16 protein-coding genes are annotated in these 15943 nt (G+C 36.0%); 10 read left to right on the top strand and 6 right to left on the bottom strand.

Annotated features, from left to right (window positions below; genetic code table 11):
• Positions 1–5: 5 nt before the first annotated feature.
• On the top strand, positions 6–866 hold the full coding sequence (locus tag MLC35_RS09050; RefSeq protein ID WP_346389867.1) for a 1-aminocyclopropane-1-carboxylate deaminase: 861 nt from the start codon (positions 6–8) through the stop codon (positions 864–866).
• A gap of 41 nt (positions 867–907) precedes the next feature.
• Here the strand turns inward: MLC35_RS09050 and MLC35_RS09045 are convergent, their stop codons facing one another.
• The 4 genes from MLC35_RS09045 to MLC35_RS09030 form a co-directional block, all read right to left on the bottom strand.
• Positions 908–1306 (bottom strand): PIN domain-containing protein, encoded by a 399-nt coding sequence (locus MLC35_RS09045; RefSeq protein WP_346389868.1) that lies wholly within the window; start codon positions 1304–1306, stop codon positions 908–910.
• The gene (locus MLC35_RS09040; RefSeq protein WP_346389869.1) at positions 1306–1554 is read right to left on the bottom strand and encodes a hypothetical protein; all 249 of its coding nucleotides are present in this window, start codon (positions 1552–1554) and stop codon (positions 1306–1308) included. The genes MLC35_RS09045 and MLC35_RS09040 overlap by 1 nt, the downstream gene beginning before the upstream one ends.
• Before the next feature lie 140 nt (positions 1555–1694).
• Entirely contained in the window at positions 1695–2876 is a 1182-nt protein-coding gene (locus MLC35_RS09035) for a PIN domain-containing protein (protein WP_434636654.1), read from the bottom strand.
• 57 nt (positions 2877–2933) lie between these two features.
• A complete protein-coding gene (locus MLC35_RS09030) occupies positions 2934–3443 on the bottom strand; it encodes a hypothetical protein (RefSeq protein ID WP_434636651.1) in 510 nt (169 codons plus the stop codon).
• Positions 3444–3890: 447 nt separating this feature from the next.
• Here MLC35_RS09030 and MLC35_RS09025 point away from each other — a divergent pair, with 447 nt between their 5' ends.
• The 9 genes from MLC35_RS09025 to MLC35_RS08985 all read left to right on the top strand — a co-directional run bounded on the left by MLC35_RS09025 (position 3891) and on the right by MLC35_RS08985 (position 14388).
• On the top strand, positions 3891–6467 hold the full coding sequence (locus MLC35_RS09025; protein ID WP_434636650.1) for an ATP-dependent Clp protease ATP-binding subunit: 2577 nt from the start codon (positions 3891–3893) through the stop codon (positions 6465–6467).
• Positions 6468–6801: 334 nt separating this feature from the next.
• The gene (gene rpmH, locus MLC35_RS09020) at positions 6802–6936 is read left to right on the top strand and encodes a 50S ribosomal protein L34 (RefSeq protein ID WP_013327469.1); all 135 of its coding nucleotides are present in this window, start codon (positions 6802–6804) and stop codon (positions 6934–6936) included.
• Complete coding sequence (rnpA, locus tag MLC35_RS09015; protein ID WP_418641414.1) at positions 6924–7262, top strand: ribonuclease P protein component; 339 nt, start codon at positions 6924–6926, stop codon at positions 7260–7262. The genes rpmH and rnpA overlap by 13 nt, the downstream gene beginning before the upstream one ends.
• The gene (gene yidD, locus MLC35_RS09010; RefSeq protein WP_434580169.1) at positions 7243–7566 is read left to right on the top strand and encodes a membrane protein insertion efficiency factor YidD; all 324 of its coding nucleotides are present in this window, start codon (positions 7243–7245) and stop codon (positions 7564–7566) included. Before rnpA ends, yidD begins: the two co-directional genes overlap by 20 nt.
• Before the next feature lie 3 nt (positions 7567–7569).
• Positions 7570–9180, top strand: a complete 1611-nt coding sequence (yidC, locus tag MLC35_RS09005) for a membrane protein insertase YidC (RefSeq protein ID WP_434580167.1) — start codon at positions 7570–7572, stop codon at positions 9178–9180.
• Positions 9180–10052 (top strand): Jag N-terminal domain-containing protein, encoded by an 873-nt coding sequence (locus MLC35_RS09000; protein WP_346389874.1) that lies wholly within the window; start codon positions 9180–9182, stop codon positions 10050–10052. The genes yidC and MLC35_RS09000 overlap by 1 nt, the downstream gene beginning before the upstream one ends.
• Positions 10053–10055: 3 nt before the next feature.
• Positions 10056–11393, top strand: a complete 1338-nt coding sequence (mnmE, locus tag MLC35_RS08995) for a tRNA uridine-5-carboxymethylaminomethyl(34) synthesis GTPase MnmE (RefSeq protein WP_434580163.1) — start codon at positions 10056–10058, stop codon at positions 11391–11393.
• Positions 11394–11395: 2 nt separating this feature from the next.
• The gene (ruvX, locus tag MLC35_RS08990; protein ID WP_434580161.1) at positions 11396–11812 is read left to right on the top strand and encodes a Holliday junction resolvase RuvX; all 417 of its coding nucleotides are present in this window, start codon (positions 11396–11398) and stop codon (positions 11810–11812) included.
• A gap of 122 nt (positions 11813–11934) precedes the next feature.
• Positions 11935–14388: a bifunctional diguanylate cyclase/phosphodiesterase gene (locus MLC35_RS08985; RefSeq protein WP_434636649.1), complete on the top strand. Its 2454-nt coding sequence runs from the start codon at positions 11935–11937 to the stop codon at positions 14386–14388.
• Here MLC35_RS08985 and MLC35_RS08980 read toward each other — a convergent pair.
• Both MLC35_RS08980 and MLC35_RS08975 read right to left on the bottom strand, forming a co-directional pair.
• Entirely contained in the window at positions 14372–15109 is a 738-nt protein-coding gene (locus MLC35_RS08980) for a hypothetical protein (protein WP_418640584.1), read from the bottom strand. The two genes, MLC35_RS08985 and MLC35_RS08980, sit on opposite strands and share 17 nt — an antisense overlap.
• Positions 15100–15750 carry a hypothetical protein gene (locus MLC35_RS08975; RefSeq protein ID WP_418640583.1) on the bottom strand — a complete coding sequence of 217 codons (651 nt, stop codon included), beginning with the start codon at positions 15748–15750 and terminating at the stop codon, positions 15100–15102. The genes MLC35_RS08980 and MLC35_RS08975 overlap by 10 nt, the downstream gene beginning before the upstream one ends.
• Positions 15751–15943 lie beyond the last annotated feature (193 nt).

Genomic DNA, 15943 nt, shown 5'->3' with positions numbered 1-15943 from the left:
TAGGCATGCAAAACTCTCCTCTTTCTAAAATTATTTTAGAAGAGAGAGAGTTTTTTGTCAAACGCGATGACCTCATTGACCCCTGTTTGGCAGGGAACAAATACAGAAAACTCTACACGCTCTTAAATACTCCAGACAATATTTATGATACGCTGATATCCTACGGCGGAACACAGTCTAATGCTATGCTGGCGTTGGCCGCCTTATGTCAGAAAAAAAAATGGAAATTTCTTTACTATACAAAAAAACTCTCCGCAACACAAAAAGAGCAAGGCGGCGGAAACTATGCGCATGCCCTGAAATTAGGTATGCAGCATAGAGAAATAGAAAATGATTTTTATAAAGAGTTTATTGCTTCTTTGCGCTTACATGTAAATGCAAAAACCTGTTTTGTTGATCAGGGTGGCGCAGTACAGGAAGCAAAAACAGGATTGGAAGTTTTAGCGCAGGAGATACAGGAACAAAGCAGAGACTTACATGTAAAGGCAGTCGCAACACCTTCCGGTACAGGGACAACAGCACTTTTTTTAGCACTTGCTTTACCTGAGTACAGAGTTTATACAACACCCTGCATAGGGGACAGCAGCTATCTCAAAAAGCAAATGCGTGCTTTGGCAGAAATTCCGGACAATCTTGTTATCCTGGAACCAAAGAGAAAATACCATTTTGCAAAACCCTATAAGGAGTTTTATGAGATATACAAGGCTTTACATGTAAAGGGAATTGAGTTTGATTTACTTTATGCTCCGGCAATGTGGCAGGCACTTTTGGAACAAACTGATGAAACCATTATGTATATACATAGCGGCGGAGTGAGCGGTAACAAAAGTATGCTTGCTCGTTATGAAAAAAAAGGACTCATATAAACGGCGAAGCTGAGCGGCACGTTTAGGGATCCTCGTACTTGTTATAGCTTTGGTTTAAGTTCTAGGTTTTGTATTCTATCAAAGTGCTTAATATTATTACTAATGAGAGTACAATCATTAGCAATAGCTATACTTGCTATCATTAAATCCATGTCAGCAATTATATTACCATTTTTTTTCAATCTAGCTTTTTCTTTTGCAAAAACTAAACTTGATGCTTGAGTGAATTCTAATATTTTAAAATTTTCTAAAAAGGGCTCTATAATTTTTAAATTTTGATTGATTTTTGAAGAGTTGTATGCACCATAAATCAATTCAGTATAATTTATTCTCGAAATATATAAATCATCTATTGGAATTTGAGATAGCATTTGAACAACTTCTTGTTTCCCTTTTAAAAAATATATTAATATATCACTATCAATTAAATATTTTTTCATTAAAGGTTTAACTCAAAGTCTTTAGAATTCTTATCTTCAGTAATACTTTGCAACATAGTATCAGCATCATTACTTTTTAATTTACCTGCAAACTGTAATAATTGATTATGCTTTAAATTATTTTGTTTTGAAAAAAAGATTATGGCTTTTTCTATTACTTCTGTTTTGGTTGTATCTAATTCTTCTGTTAATTGATTCAGTGTCATAATCACACTTTCTTCTAATCTTAAGTTAACTGCTCTTTTCATAGTCAATCCTTTATCTTTACAATATTGTACAATAATAATATAAATTTGTAAAGATAAAAATATTTAATTCCATTAACGGTTGACTTGAGAAATAAGTTACCCGCTAGGGTCACTTATTTCCTTCCAAGGTTTTGTTATATCTAAATAAATATCTCACAAATAATTTCTTGTAGTTTTATTTTACTACTATCAATATTAGGAATATTTTGTTCAATATACTCTTTTAAATCATCTTCATTAATTTCATCTGGTGATTGTATATACGATGCAACACTACGAATAGCATCACTGTATTTATCTTCATTCTGTAAAAACCAACTAATTACCGAGTATGTATCACAACTGGATGACTCAATAGCAACTGCTTTTGCCAAATTTTTATATTCTTGATGTGATTGTGGATTATGTTTTACAGAAGAACATAAATGAGATAATAATTCTATGTTTATAGGTATAAATTCTGAATTATTTCCCACTGTTTGTTTGAATTCGGTACTTAAGAATGGATGTGGTAAGAATATTTTTATATCTTTTGTACCATTATTTGGAACTTTATCTGAGATATATTTAGGAGAGTATAACCAATCAAGTTTGATATCATTTGAAATAAGAATTCCTGAACATTTTTTTATTTTACACTCTAAAACTATTTCTTGCCATAATATATAGTCACCATATTTATTTTCTTGCTTCTTTGCATCTAAAAAACCTGGTGGAACTCGATTTTCTATTCTTATTTCAGCAGATTTTTTTGCATTATCCATCAAAGAGTTTAAATCACTATCCAATATACATTCATTTATTAATCTTTCTATTTCTATCTGAATAGAGTCAATATTTGTATTTCTAGAATTCGTTAATGTTTTCAAAAGCTTTTCAAATTTTTTTGTCGTCTGATCTAATTCATCTAAAAAGGCATTTCCACTTTCATATTCTGTTCCTTGTATATAATTGTCATCAACAATGAGCTTTGAATATTTTTCTATTGACTGTAATCTAGTTTTTATTTCATTTGCAGGTTTTTTAAATGGGAATAGAGTATTATCCTCTCTTTTTTGTATATGATGATTATATTCATGTACGACCCATGATGGAATAAATAGTCGATTATTCTTTTTTAATTCATGAAGAAAATATAAAATTTCTGTTCTGGCAGCATTATTAATTCTATATAGCCAAAGTAAAATATTTGTATCTAAAAAGACTAAGGGAGGATTGTTTCCAAAATGTCCACCAGTAGTTAATTTTCTTAATTCGAAAAGGTTTATAGATAACTTTTTTTTGTATTCATCTACATCAATAGAAAGTTGTATCGTGTCCATTTATTTCCTTCAAAACTCAATAATATATTTTTGTTGCTACGATTTGTTATAAACTTATTACTTTTCTATTCTTTTGAATGGATGTCTAATTTGAAGTAAATCAGCTTGAGTCAGTAGTCTATTGTTTGCTAAAGAAACTTTTGTGATAATCACTTCTTCAGGATCTTCATATAATAAGTCAACGGCTAAGTATAAATCATCATAAAACTCTTTGAGTAATTCACTACTTATTTCTATTCTGTCTGCATATTCATGTTTTAGTTCTCTTAAAGTTTCTAAGGAGTTATCACTTTGATTGTATGCATGGTATATATCTAAAGCAGACAATAAAGCAAATTTCTTTATTTTAAATTCATTATTATTTTTTTCTTCTTGATTAAATCTTTCATTCTGTGCATAGGACCTAGCCATAGTGACTGAAGCCAAAAAAGCAGATATCAATATTCCAAAAGCTCCTAACAATGTAGAATTATTTTCAATACAAAAGTATTTATATATAATGAATCCAATTGTAATAATACCAGTTAACCAAAGTATATACAAAATATATTTATACTGTTTATCCATAATCCGTAATATCCTTTTTCGTTTGCAGCTTTATAACTATTCTATCAACTAACATTATAACACAAATGACTCGTATATTAAAAAATAAATGAACACCAATAATGTTAGTTTATTGGAAAATTTATTGTGGTTTGTCATGTTTTTGATGATTTATAAAAATAATGACTGTTATGCTTAAAAATAAAGTGTGCTTTTATTGCTGAGTTGACTAATAGTTGAACAAAGTGGTTGTTTATTTGTCTTAAATCGTAATAAAAACACATTTTGTTCCTTTGGGTAGGAGAGATTATTATGAGTGCTAAAAAAATCTAATGAATGATTTTGTTTAACTTCCTTGACAAATAAAGACTCAGGTCGGTATAATTGTAACGCTTTGCAACTAAAGTAGCAAAATGATATTTTGCAAAAAGGTATACTTTCAGCATAAATAAAAAAAAGGATTGAGAGATGAATAACATTTTTGAGAAACTAACACATAATATGACAGAGGCGATTGAGAGTGCGTTGTCTTTAGCTTTACATAACAAAAATCAGGAAGTGACGCCGGTACACTTTTTGTGGGCACTTTTAACAAATTCGGATTCTGTACTGAACCAAATGTTTAACAAGTTGGGTATAGATAAAGTCGCAATGGAATTAGATATTAAAAGTATGGCAGAAAAACTGCCAAAATCTTCAAGTGTGACAAAAGAAAATATCAAACTTTCCCAGGATTTTGTACGAACACTTGAAAACGGTATAGGTCTGATGACAAAAAACGGAGATTCTTATCTTGCTGTAGATACATATATATTGGCAAATTTAAATACAGAGCCGTTTTCAACAATACTGCCAAAATATGTTGATGTCATGCAGTTGAGCAAAGAGCTTGAAGCAGCTCGCGGCGGTGCGAAAATTGATTCGCAAACAGCGGATGAAACATTAGAAGCACTTTCCAAGTATGGTATTGACTTGACAAAAGAAGCAGCGGAGGGAAAACTCGCACCGGTTATCGGACGTGATGAAGAGATAGCGCGAACAATGCAGATTCTGATCCGTAAAACGAAAAACAACCCAATGCTTCTAGGAGAGCCTGGGGTTGGTAAAACAGCACTGGTTGAAGGACTTGCACAGAGAATTCAAAGTGGCAATGTTCCAACTTCTTTACAGAACAAGCGTGTGGTTGCGCTTGATATGTCGGCATTGATCGCCGGTGCAAAATACCGTGGTGAGTTTGAAGACAGACTCAAAGCGGTTATAGATGAAGTCAAAGAAAACGGGAATATTATTCTGTTTATTGACGAAATTCATACTATAGTCGGTGCCGGAGCATCAGAGGGTTCAATGGATGCGGCAAACATCCTGAAACCTGCGCTTGCCCGTGGAGAATTACATACAATCGGTGCAACAACGCTCAAAGAGTATAGAAAATATTTTGAAAAAGATGCTGCACTGCAACGCCGTTTCCTGCCGATTTCTGTGGATGAACCGAGTGTAAACCAGTCGCTTCAGATTCTTCGCGGAATCAAAGAGAGACTCGAAGCTCACCATAATGTCAGTATTGCAGACAGTGCATTGGTCGCTGCGGCAAAACTCTCTGACAGATATATAGCAGACAGGTTCTTGCCGGATAAAGCGATCGATCTGATCGATGAAGCAGCAGCGGAACTCAAAATGCAAATAGAGTCTGAACCAAATGAACTGAGTGCTGCAAAACGTAAGCTCTCAGAGCTTATGGTTGAAAAAGAAGCACTGAAGATGGAAGAGACACCTGCGAATAAAAAGCGACTTGAAGAGATAGAAAAAGAGTTGGCTGATATTGAAGAAAAAGTAAGAAAACTTGAGTCTCAGTTCCAAACAGAAAAAGAGGTGTTTGAAAAAATCTCAGCTATTAAAGCAGAAATAGAAGCAAAACGCCGTGAAGCAGAGCTTGCAAAAAGCCGTTCTGAATTTAACCGTGCTGCAGAAATTGAGTATGGAGAAATTCCAAAACTCATTGAAGAAGAAAAAGCCTTAAATGAGCAGTGGAACAGAATGCAGGCAGAGGGAACTCTCTTGAAAAATTCTGTTGATGAAGAATCAATTGCTTCTATTGTCAGCAGATGGACAGGTATTCCTGTAAATAAAATGCTGCAAAGCGAGAAAGACAAGATCCTGCATGTCGAAGATGTGCTGAATGAAACAGTTGTAGGACAGTCACAGGCGACGCATGCCGTTGCTCGTGCTATTAAACGCAACAAAGCAGGACTGAGCGACAAAAACAGACCGATAGGCAGCTTTATGTTCCTTGGGCCTACAGGTGTCGGTAAAACACAGACTGCAAAAACTTTGGCGAAGTTCTTGTTTGACTCTGAGGATGCACTTATTAGAATTGATATGAGTGAATATATGGAAAAACATGCTGTGTCACGCTTGGTGGGTGCAGCTCCTGGATATGTCGGCTATGAAGAGGGAGGACAGCTTACAGAGGCTGTAAGAAGAAAACCTTATTCTGTTGTACTTTTTGATGAAGTGGAAAAGGCACATCCTGATGTGTTCAATATGCTTCTTCAGGTGCTTGATGACGGGCGTTTGACAGACAACAAAGGTGTTACGGTTGATTTTAGCAATACTATTATCATCCTGACATCAAATATTGCAAGTGACAAAATTATCACTTATTCAGGAAGTCCTGAACTTGAAGGCATGGTTATGGCTGAACTTAAAAAAGCCTTTAAGCCTGAATTTTTGAACAGACTTGATGAAGTGGTAATCTTTAATGCGCTTGGCAAAGAACAAATTAAAGGAATTGTTGATATATTCTTTAACGAGATTGTCAACAAAGTCAAAGAGAGAAATATTGAACTTTCTTTAAGTGAAGAGGCAAAAGAGTATATTGCAGAAGCCGGATTTGACCCTGTATACGGAGCACGTCCGCTCAAACGAGCATTGTACGAAATTGTGGAAGACCGTTTGGCTGACTTGATTCTTGAAGGTACAGTGAAAGAGGGCTCTCATGTTGAATTTACCGTTGTAAACGGTGAGGTGGAAGTTAAGGTTTCTTAAGAACCTTAAGCACCTCTCCACAAATAACCCCAATTTCAGCAAAGAGCAAATAGCTCTAGTGCTAGGCAGATTTCTGCAGGACTAACTGGTTAATCCAAAGGAATCTAACGACGCAACAGGGCTATTTGCTCTTTGCCCGAAGGGAAGTTTAAAAAGAGAGCTACTGCTTCGTTGAAAATCTTTTAAGCTACTAGTAGCTCATGCAGAATTTCGCCTTACATTAGCCCTCTTTTTAAGCTTCTGAAATTGGGGTTATTTGTGGAGAGGTGCTTAACCACGCTTTAAGTAAAGTTTTTGTAAACTTCCGAACTTAAATCAGATAAGGATATGTCGAATGAAAAGAACATACCAGCCACACAATACACCTAGAAAGCGAACACACGGTTTTAGAGCCAGAATGGCTACTAAAAATGGTCGTAACATCATTAATCGTCGTCGTGCCAAAGGTCGTAAAAAATTGACAGTATAGGCGGATTCAACACACTGAAACTCCATAAAGAGTTTCAATATGTTTACAACAAAGGAAAAAACCAGCATTCTCAGAGTGTTGTCCTCTTTTTCCTTCCTCAACCAGGAGTACGCAAAGTAGGTTTTACCGCCACCAAAAAACTTGGCAATGCGGTAAAGCGTAATCGGGCGAAGCGTCGTCTTCGTGCGCTTTTTTGTGAGTACTCCTATTCACTAAAAGATGGTATCTATGTATTTGTTGCAAAAGCGGCAATCTTTGACGCACCATTTGAAAAACTCACCAATGATTTCCATAAAGTATTAACCCGTGCGAAAACTTTTACTTAAGCTTTTATGGTTCTATCAGAAATTTTTTACACTTATCGGCTATGGATCATGCCGCTATTATCCTACATGTAGCGAATATGCACGTATAAATTTCGAAAATAATTCAATTTCAAGTGCTTTTTACCACTCTTTTACTAGAATACTACGTTGCAATCAATTTTTTGACGGCGGAATAGAGTATCCACTCCTGGACAAACTCTCTTTAGAGCCCGCTAAACTTGAAATTGATACTGTAAAATATTGGTTGGTTCCAAATAAAAAAAACCGCTATTACATCATAAAAAATTTTTTATATAAAGGGTAATTTGTGTTAGACAAAATGTCACCAAACCAAAGACTGATAGTCGCCGTACTATTGTCAATAATTTTTTTCGTAGGCTATACTGCGATATTTCCGCCAAAAGAACAAAAGGTAGCAGAGAATGCTAAAACAGAAAATGCTGCGTCTTTAACAGATACACAGAACAAAGATGTTGCATCACGAGTAGAAGAGGCGTCAGGACATGCTGTATCTGAGTTAGAAAAAGCAGATAAAAGCATATCCAATACCATCGTTACAATTACAAACAAGAATTTTATCTTAAAAATTGACACGCTCGGACGTATCTCTTCAAAAGAGTTGCTTGAAGAAAAGTTCCGAAATGATGACAATCTGCACGCACAGGTTATTCCGGAATTTGGAACGAAACCGCTTTATATCCGTTTCAGTGATGATGCTGTTAATGATGAAGCTACAAAAGTGGCATATAGTGCAAATGTAAGCAGTGTGGAGCTATCCGACAAGCCGGTTACTGTTACGCTGACACAAAAGTTGTCAAATCTTACCGTTACAAAAGTACTGACATTTTATGCAGATGGGCATTATGATGCAAAAATATCTACATCGCAGGATGTCAGATATTATGTTTATCTGGGAGACAGACCTCAGGTTTCCAAAAAGCTTATGGCAGTTGCCGGTGCACTCATCTATACAGATGATGATGTTGTGCATATTATTGAAGACGGTGATGCCGAGGGCAGAAAAGTATTTCAGGGTGTAAAACTTGCATCATCATTTGACCAGTACACTGCGATTATACTCTATGGATTTAAAAAAGATACGAATGTCATCGTTGAACGCGGAAAAGATGACAACCCTGTTGTCTACTTTGAAGCAGGCAAAGAAGAGAACATACACGGATACATCGGACCAAAAGAGCATAAAGTCCTTAAAGCGATTGATCCGATGCTGACAAATGCTATAGAGTACGGCTGGTTTACTTTTGCTGCCAAACCTCTTTTTGCACTGCTTTCCTGGTTACACGGAATTTTTGGAAACTGGGGATGGGCTATTATTGCATTGACGGCAATTATCAGAATTGTACTTTATCCTTTGACATACAAAGGTATGGTTTCTATGCAAAAAATGAAAGAACTGGCACCGAAACTCAAAGAGCTCAAAGAAAAGTACAAAAAAGATCCGCAACGTCTCAATGCGGCTACGATGGAGATGTATAAAAAACACGGTGCCAACCCATTGGGCGGATGTCTCCCTATGATATTGCAGATTCCTGTGTTTTTCGCGCTTTACAGAACACTTTTGAATGCTGTTGAACTGCAGGGTGCGCCATGGATTCTGTGGATTAACGATCTGTCCCGTATGGATCCGTACTATGTGCTGCCGATTTTAATGGGTGCGTCTATGTTTTTACAGCAACGTATGACACCGAACAACTTTACAGATCCTATGCAGGAAAAAGTATTCAAATATCTTCCTGTCATATTTACATTTTTCTTTGTAACTTTTCCTTCGGGATTGGTGCTGTACTGGTTTACAAACAATCTGTTCTCAATTGCACAGCAGTATATTGTAAATCAGCAGTTCAAAAATGCCAAAGATGCAAAAGCGGCAATTGAAAAAAGCAGTGAGAAAAAGTAATGATTAAGATTGAGGCAGTAACCCTGGAAGGTGCATTCAAAGATGCAGCCACTGCACTGGACTGCTCTGTAACGCAGCTGGCTGTTGAAGTTGTACAGGCTCCAAGCAGTGGCTTTTTAGGCTTTTTTAAAAAGAAAGCCATAATAGTTGCAACAATAAAAAATGAGATTTCCAAAGAAGAAAAAGAACCGCAAAAGACTCCTCAAAAGGCTCCGGAAATTTTGCCGGATACAAATGATGATATACAACAGCATACAATGCTCAACGATACAATTATGCCTACGTCATTTGTAAGTGATCAGGATGAAGATGAACTCGAAGAAGATTTGGCGAGTGGGCTTGCATATACAGCAGACTATGATGATGAATATGATGACATAGCAATAGAAGAAGTGAGCGATACTCCAAATATAGAAACAATTGTTACAGAGGTTGAAAAAGACATTAACCAACTCTTTGCTCTTATCTGTTTTGACATAGAAAAAGTTGAAGTTTCAGCCTATGATAAAGAAACACTTTTGGTTGAGTTTAAGGGTGAAGATGCAGCACTTCTTATAGGAAAAGAGGGCTATAGATACAAGGCGCTCTCTTATATGCTGTTTAATTGGATTAATACAAAATATGGTTTGCAAATACGTCTTGAGATAGCAGAGTTTTTAAAAAACCAGGAAGAGTCGGTTGGGAGATACCTAACAAATGTTTATGAAAATATTGACAGAGACGGACGGGCACAGACAAAAATACTTGACGGTGTACTGGTACAAATTGCACTCAAAGAGTTGCGTGAACGGTATCCGGACAAATACGTAGTTATCCGTTCTACAAAAGACGGTCTGAAATACATAATCATTAATGATTATCACAACAACTAGACTATGAATGAAACTATAGCTGCCATTGCAACAGCAAATGGCATTGGCTCTATTGCTATTATTCGTCTGAGTGGTGAAAAAGCTCTGACAATAGCAAAACAGCTTACATGTAAAGAGAATTTCATCCCCAGACATGCCACACTCACAAATATTTACAATAATGAAAATGAGCTTATTGATGAAGCGATAGTTATTTACTTTCAGGGACCATACTCTTTTACTGCTGAGGATGTTGTAGAGATACAGTGTCACGGCGGTTTTATAGTTGCACAGAGTATTCTCAGAGCAACACTCAAAGCAGGGGCACGTCTTGCCAATGCCGGTGAATTTTCAAAACGGGCTTTTCTAAACGGAAGAATTGACTTGAGTGAAGCAGAAGCCATAGCACAGCTTATAGAAGCCAAAAGTGAAGATGCGGCAAAAATTTTGGCTTCTCAGATGAAAGGTTCTTTGAAAGAATTTATAGAGCAGGTCAGAGATGAGATTATTCATATTCTGGCATACAGTGAGGTTACTATAGATTATGCAGAAGAAGACTTGCCTCAGGATTTGGTAGCACAGATAGAATCAAAACTAGAGGAACTCTATACACTGCTCGAAAAAACCCTTATTGCCTCAAAGTCAAGAGAGGGATTGATGCAAGGGTTTAAGGTGGCTATTATCGGGAAGCCAAATGTTGGTAAAAGTTCACTCTTGAATGCCCTGCTTAATTATAACCGTGCGATAGTCAGTGATATAGCCGGCACAACACGGGATACAATAGAAGAACAGGTCAGAATAGGCACACATCTTATACGAATTGTAGATACTGCCGGTATTCGTGAATCAAACGATGAAATAGAGCGTATTGGAATACAGCGTAGCCTTGAGGCAATCCGTGAAAGTGATATTGTTATAGCTTTGTTTGATGCTTCGCGCGTTGCAGATGCACAAGACAAAGAAATAGTAAAACTTATTGCCTCAAACAAAGAAAAAAAAGAGATACTTGTTGTTAAAAATAAAATAGACCTGGAAGAAAAATTTGACTTGCCGGGTTTGGCTTTTGATTTGGCATTGAATTCCAAGAGTGATGTGACGGCTTTGGTTAAAAAGCTTGAAGAAATTATGGACTCAAACAATGTAAGTGATGAGATTATGCTTATCTCTGAGCGTCAAATTTCTGCAGTTGAAGCGACAATGCAAAATATACAAGAGGCTTTTGAACCGCTCAAGGATCAGGAATTGGAAATATTTTCTTTTCATCTCAATGAAGCTGTAAAGGCAATGGCAGGCATTACCCGTCCGTTTGAAAATGATGAAATGCTTGATAAAATGTTCGGCTCTTTTTGTCTGGGTAAATAGTTTTGAAATATATTGCAATAGATTTGGGGCTTAAACGTATCGGATTGGCATATTCAGCACATAAAGAGATCGTTACACCTCTTCCCGCCATTATAAGAAAAAACCGCAACCAGGCTTCACTGGAAGTAAAAAAAGCCATAAAAGAGTGGGAAGCTGATGCGGTTGTCATAGGCATTCCTCTGGGCGGGAGCAGTGAAGATGAGATGCGCAGACGTATTGAACATTTTATGAATCTGGTTGCTTTTGAGGGAGAAATCTTTTATCAGGATGAAGCCGGCAGCTCACTTGAAGCGGAGCAGATGATGAAAGGTAAAATAAAATATATCCGCGATGGTCGAGTGGACTCACTTTCAGCAATGATTATTTTACAAAGATTTTTACAACTTAAAGGCACCTCTAAAACCCCTGAGATATCTTAACATTCACAGCAATATTCCTACTGCTTTGCTATGGTATCAATGATATTAAAGCTTCAGTTTACTACAATATAACTATGTTAAATAAAACTATAACGTTTCAAAATATATCAGAATTAAAAAAAATGAAGCCTTTTGCTTCAGACTCTAAAACACTTATACAAATATTTTGTGCAAATAATAATCTACAAGAGATAAAAGAGATACAAAACTATTTTGCAACAACTTATCCCCAGACTACGATTATCGGGACAACAACAGATGGTGCCTTGCACAATACAGATATTTATATTGCATCAAAGCATGTTGTAACCTTTACGAAATTTGAAAAGACAGAGTTGAAGGCTATCCTTGTTGAGCATGCCGATTCTACACAAATGAGCTATATCTGCGGTAAAAAATTATTAAGAAAAATTCTTCGTCCCAATACAAAAGCACTCATCAGTTTTGCTGACGGACTCCACACAAACGGGGAAGAGTTCCTAAAGGGCATTAACAGTATTAATCCAAACATCGTAGTTTCAGGCGGGTTGGCCGGTGACAACGGAGAACTCAAAAAAACTTTTGTATTTAACAATAAGCATATTACTGAGAATGGAGCAGTCGGTGTTACTTTGAATTCTGATGCATTGAATGTTTTTACCCACTACAGTTTTGACTGGACACCTATAGGCAAGAAGCTTACAATTACAAAAGCAGTTAAAAACAGAGTATATGAAATAGACGGTATAAGCGCCGTAGATATGTATGCAAAATATATGGGCAAAGAACTGGCTCAAAATCTTCCTAAAATCGGTATAGAATTTCCACTTATATTTGAAAAAGACGGGGTGAACATAGGCAGGGCAGTACTGTTTAAACACGAAGACGGTTCGTTGACCTTTGCCGGCAATCTTGACGAGGGTGAGAAAGTCCGTTTTGGTGTAGGCAATGTTGATAATCTGCTAAAAAGCGGTGAATATCAGCTGGATAAAATATTTGACAGACTTCAGTTTCAACCCGAAGCCGTATTTGTTTACTCCTGTATGGCAAGAAGACGTTTTATGGAAAAATATATAGAGTATGAATTAGAAGGACTCTCTACGCTTGGCGACATAAGCGGTTTTTTTACTTATGGAGAATTTTTTTCTAATCAAAAAAGTGATTTGCTTAATGAATCCATTACTCTGCTTGGTCTAAGCGAAAGCAATAAAACACTCGAGAGTGTTCACAGAAAAAGTGTTATACACAAAAAAGATTTCGCAGTGAGTACAGAATATGCCCTTGCAAACCTTGCAAACAGCGTATCGCAGGAGTTGGCTGAGTTAAATGCCGAACTTGAAAAAAGAGTGCAAAGAAGTGCGGAGTTTATCTACAAACAGGCATATTTTGATAAATTGACAGAGATGCCAAACAGATTGAGTCTGCTTCACAGGATAGATGAGTGTGTGGGTGAAACAGTTTTTTTGGTAAATATTGATGATTTTACTACTATAAATGATTTTTACGGGCATGCGGTAGGCGATACTGTGTTGGTAAAAATGTCGCAATATTTACACGAATTTACAAAACGTGAGGGAATGGAATTATTTAAGTTGCCTTCGGATGAGTTTGCCATTATTTCAAATAAAGAACAAACCTATACTGTTATTGAAAATACCATTCAAGAGCTTATAAGTAATATAGAACAAAAAGAGTTTTTGGTAAAAGATCAGGTTATTCATGTTTCGGTGACTGTTTCAGCAGCATATATCAATGAGAAAAAAACCGGTCTGGCTAATGCCGATATGGTGCTTAAAGCTGCGAAAAAAGCGCACAAACCCTATTTGATTTTCAATAAATCTTTAGAACTTGCAAAAAAATATGAGTCAAATCTGCAAATGGCAAATGAGATTAAAAGAGCGATAGAGAATGATGACATTATTCCGTACTATCAGCCTATTTTTAGTATAAAAACAGGAAAAATTGAAAAATATGAAGCACTTGTACGCCTGAGAAAAGCTGATGGAAAAATTCTTTCTCCCTATTTTTTTCTTGAAATCAGTGAAAAAATAAGGCTCTACCCTCGAATAACCGAAATTATGATAGAAAAAACATTTTCTTTTTTTGCCGGCAACGGTTTGGACTTTAGCATCAATCTCTCTTTCAGTGACATATTCAGCGAAAAAATGCGAAATTTTCTTTTTGAAAAAATCAAAGAGTATAATATTGCAAAGCAGTTAACAATAGAAATTCTGGAAACACAGGAGTATACGAACGAAAATATCGTAAACGATTTTACAAAAGAAGTCTATGCATCAGGCGCATCCATTGCCATTGATGATTTTGGAAGCGGATTTGCCAATTTTCAATATATGACAAGTATTTCATGTGATTATATGAAAATAGACGGTTCGCTGATTAAAAATATTCATCAGGATCAAAATTCGCGCTTGATTGTCGAAACAATTGTGGTATTTGCAAAAAAACTTGGGAAAAAAGTCATAGCAGAGTTTGTGCACTCTGCCGAGGTGTTGGATGTTGTCAGAGAAATTGGTATAGAATATGCGCAAGGGTATTACCTTGGCGAACCACAGGAAAAGCTTATTGAGCCATTATGAAAAGATTATTACTTGGATGGGTTATTTCGCTGAAACGTTCTTTTAATTCTCTGTCAAAAGTCAAAATAAAGACATTTGTATTTTTTAATCCGGCATCTTGAAAATTCTGCAGTAAAACATCATCTGCCACATTTTTTCCATGATCACACTTTATAAAATTAAATGAGTTGAGTGTTTTGCCGTAATCATATAAATTTGCCTCCCATTCCGCTCGTTTAAGATAGAGGGAATCAGGGTTTGCTGCTAAAAAAATATTGGTATCAGAAATTTTGTAAGGCTCGATAATATCATTGAAAATCGAGGCAATACTTGAAAAATTTTCTATATCCCAAAAAAGATAACTTTGTTTGGCCTGTGATTTTTGTTTTTTGTTGATAAGTTTGAGCCTTTTTGTAATATTGAAACTTGAATGTGCCGTGTCGTTGATAATTTGAATACGCTTTTTTAACTGTTGGGCGTCATTTGTGGGAAAACCCAGAATTTCACCCAGGTTTATATAAAAATCCAGGTTCAGCAGCTCTTTTTCTGCGCCGCCTTTTTGATACTTTTTTAATTTTGCCAGCTTTGCATCACAAAACAGAAGGTTTATGCTCATTTTTTCATGATTCGCATAGGCCTGTTTTGTTTTAAAAAAAATATCTTTCGCTTCAGGAGTATCGGGGAACTCTATTGATCCTCTGTATTTATACTCTATAGTAATTTTTTGTTTGTTTAAAGACATTTGAAATACTCAGCTGCTTCTTTTTCATCGTCAGTAAGTTTCTCTGTTGTATATAAAGGATCTTCGCTCATTAATTTTTTAATCTCATTTTGACAGTAGGAAAAAAGAATTTCTTTTGCATGTGTGTTATCATCCAAAAAACCCAGTCCGCTGAATTTATACGGATCTTCCTGTTCTATGCACAGCAGTGTTCCCTCACACTCTTTTTCAAGGATATCAACAAGCGTTCTGTAGTTTATGTCAAATTCTGTTGCATTCCAGCCTATCTCTTCAAGTGTTTCATCGGCAAATTTGTCAACACCGTCGCCTGTTGTATCATCATAGGAGGCACGGGGTGTATTCACTCTAATCAACTCCTGCCAATTGGAAAATGCTTTTATAAGTACCTGCTGTTCATTTTCGGTGATTTGATAATTGTTACCAAATATTTCTGCAAGAGAAGGTGTTTTTGCCGATGAGAGTGCATTCATCGGCAGAGGTGTATGCCTGCCCTGATAGATGAGGATTTCTGTTTCGTCAAAAGGCACATATTTTATTGCTCCGTCTATATTGATGCCGTACTCTTTTGCAGAGTTTATTGCTTTAAGCAGTTCTGATTTATCAACTGTAACAACTTCATTAAAAAGGTTGAATTTTTTCATTTTTTCTCCAAATTTTTTCATATTATACAGAGTATGAGATTAACTCAGATAATTTAACAGAAGTTATTGCCATCCCAAAGCAAACTTAAGCATACCAGCGATTAAAAGAATATGCAATTGCGAGGCACAAATTCGCAGGAGCTACTAGTAGCTTCAAGGATTTGTAACGAAGTCAAGTGTATGTTCTTTTAAT

The organism is Sulfurimonas sp. NW7, assembly GCF_051132265.1.
GTDB lineage: Bacteria > Campylobacterota > Campylobacteria > Campylobacterales > Sulfurimonadaceae > Sulfurimonas > Sulfurimonas hydrogeniphila.
Note: the sequence above shows the minus strand (reverse complement) of the source record. Positions and strands in the feature narration are given on the sequence as shown.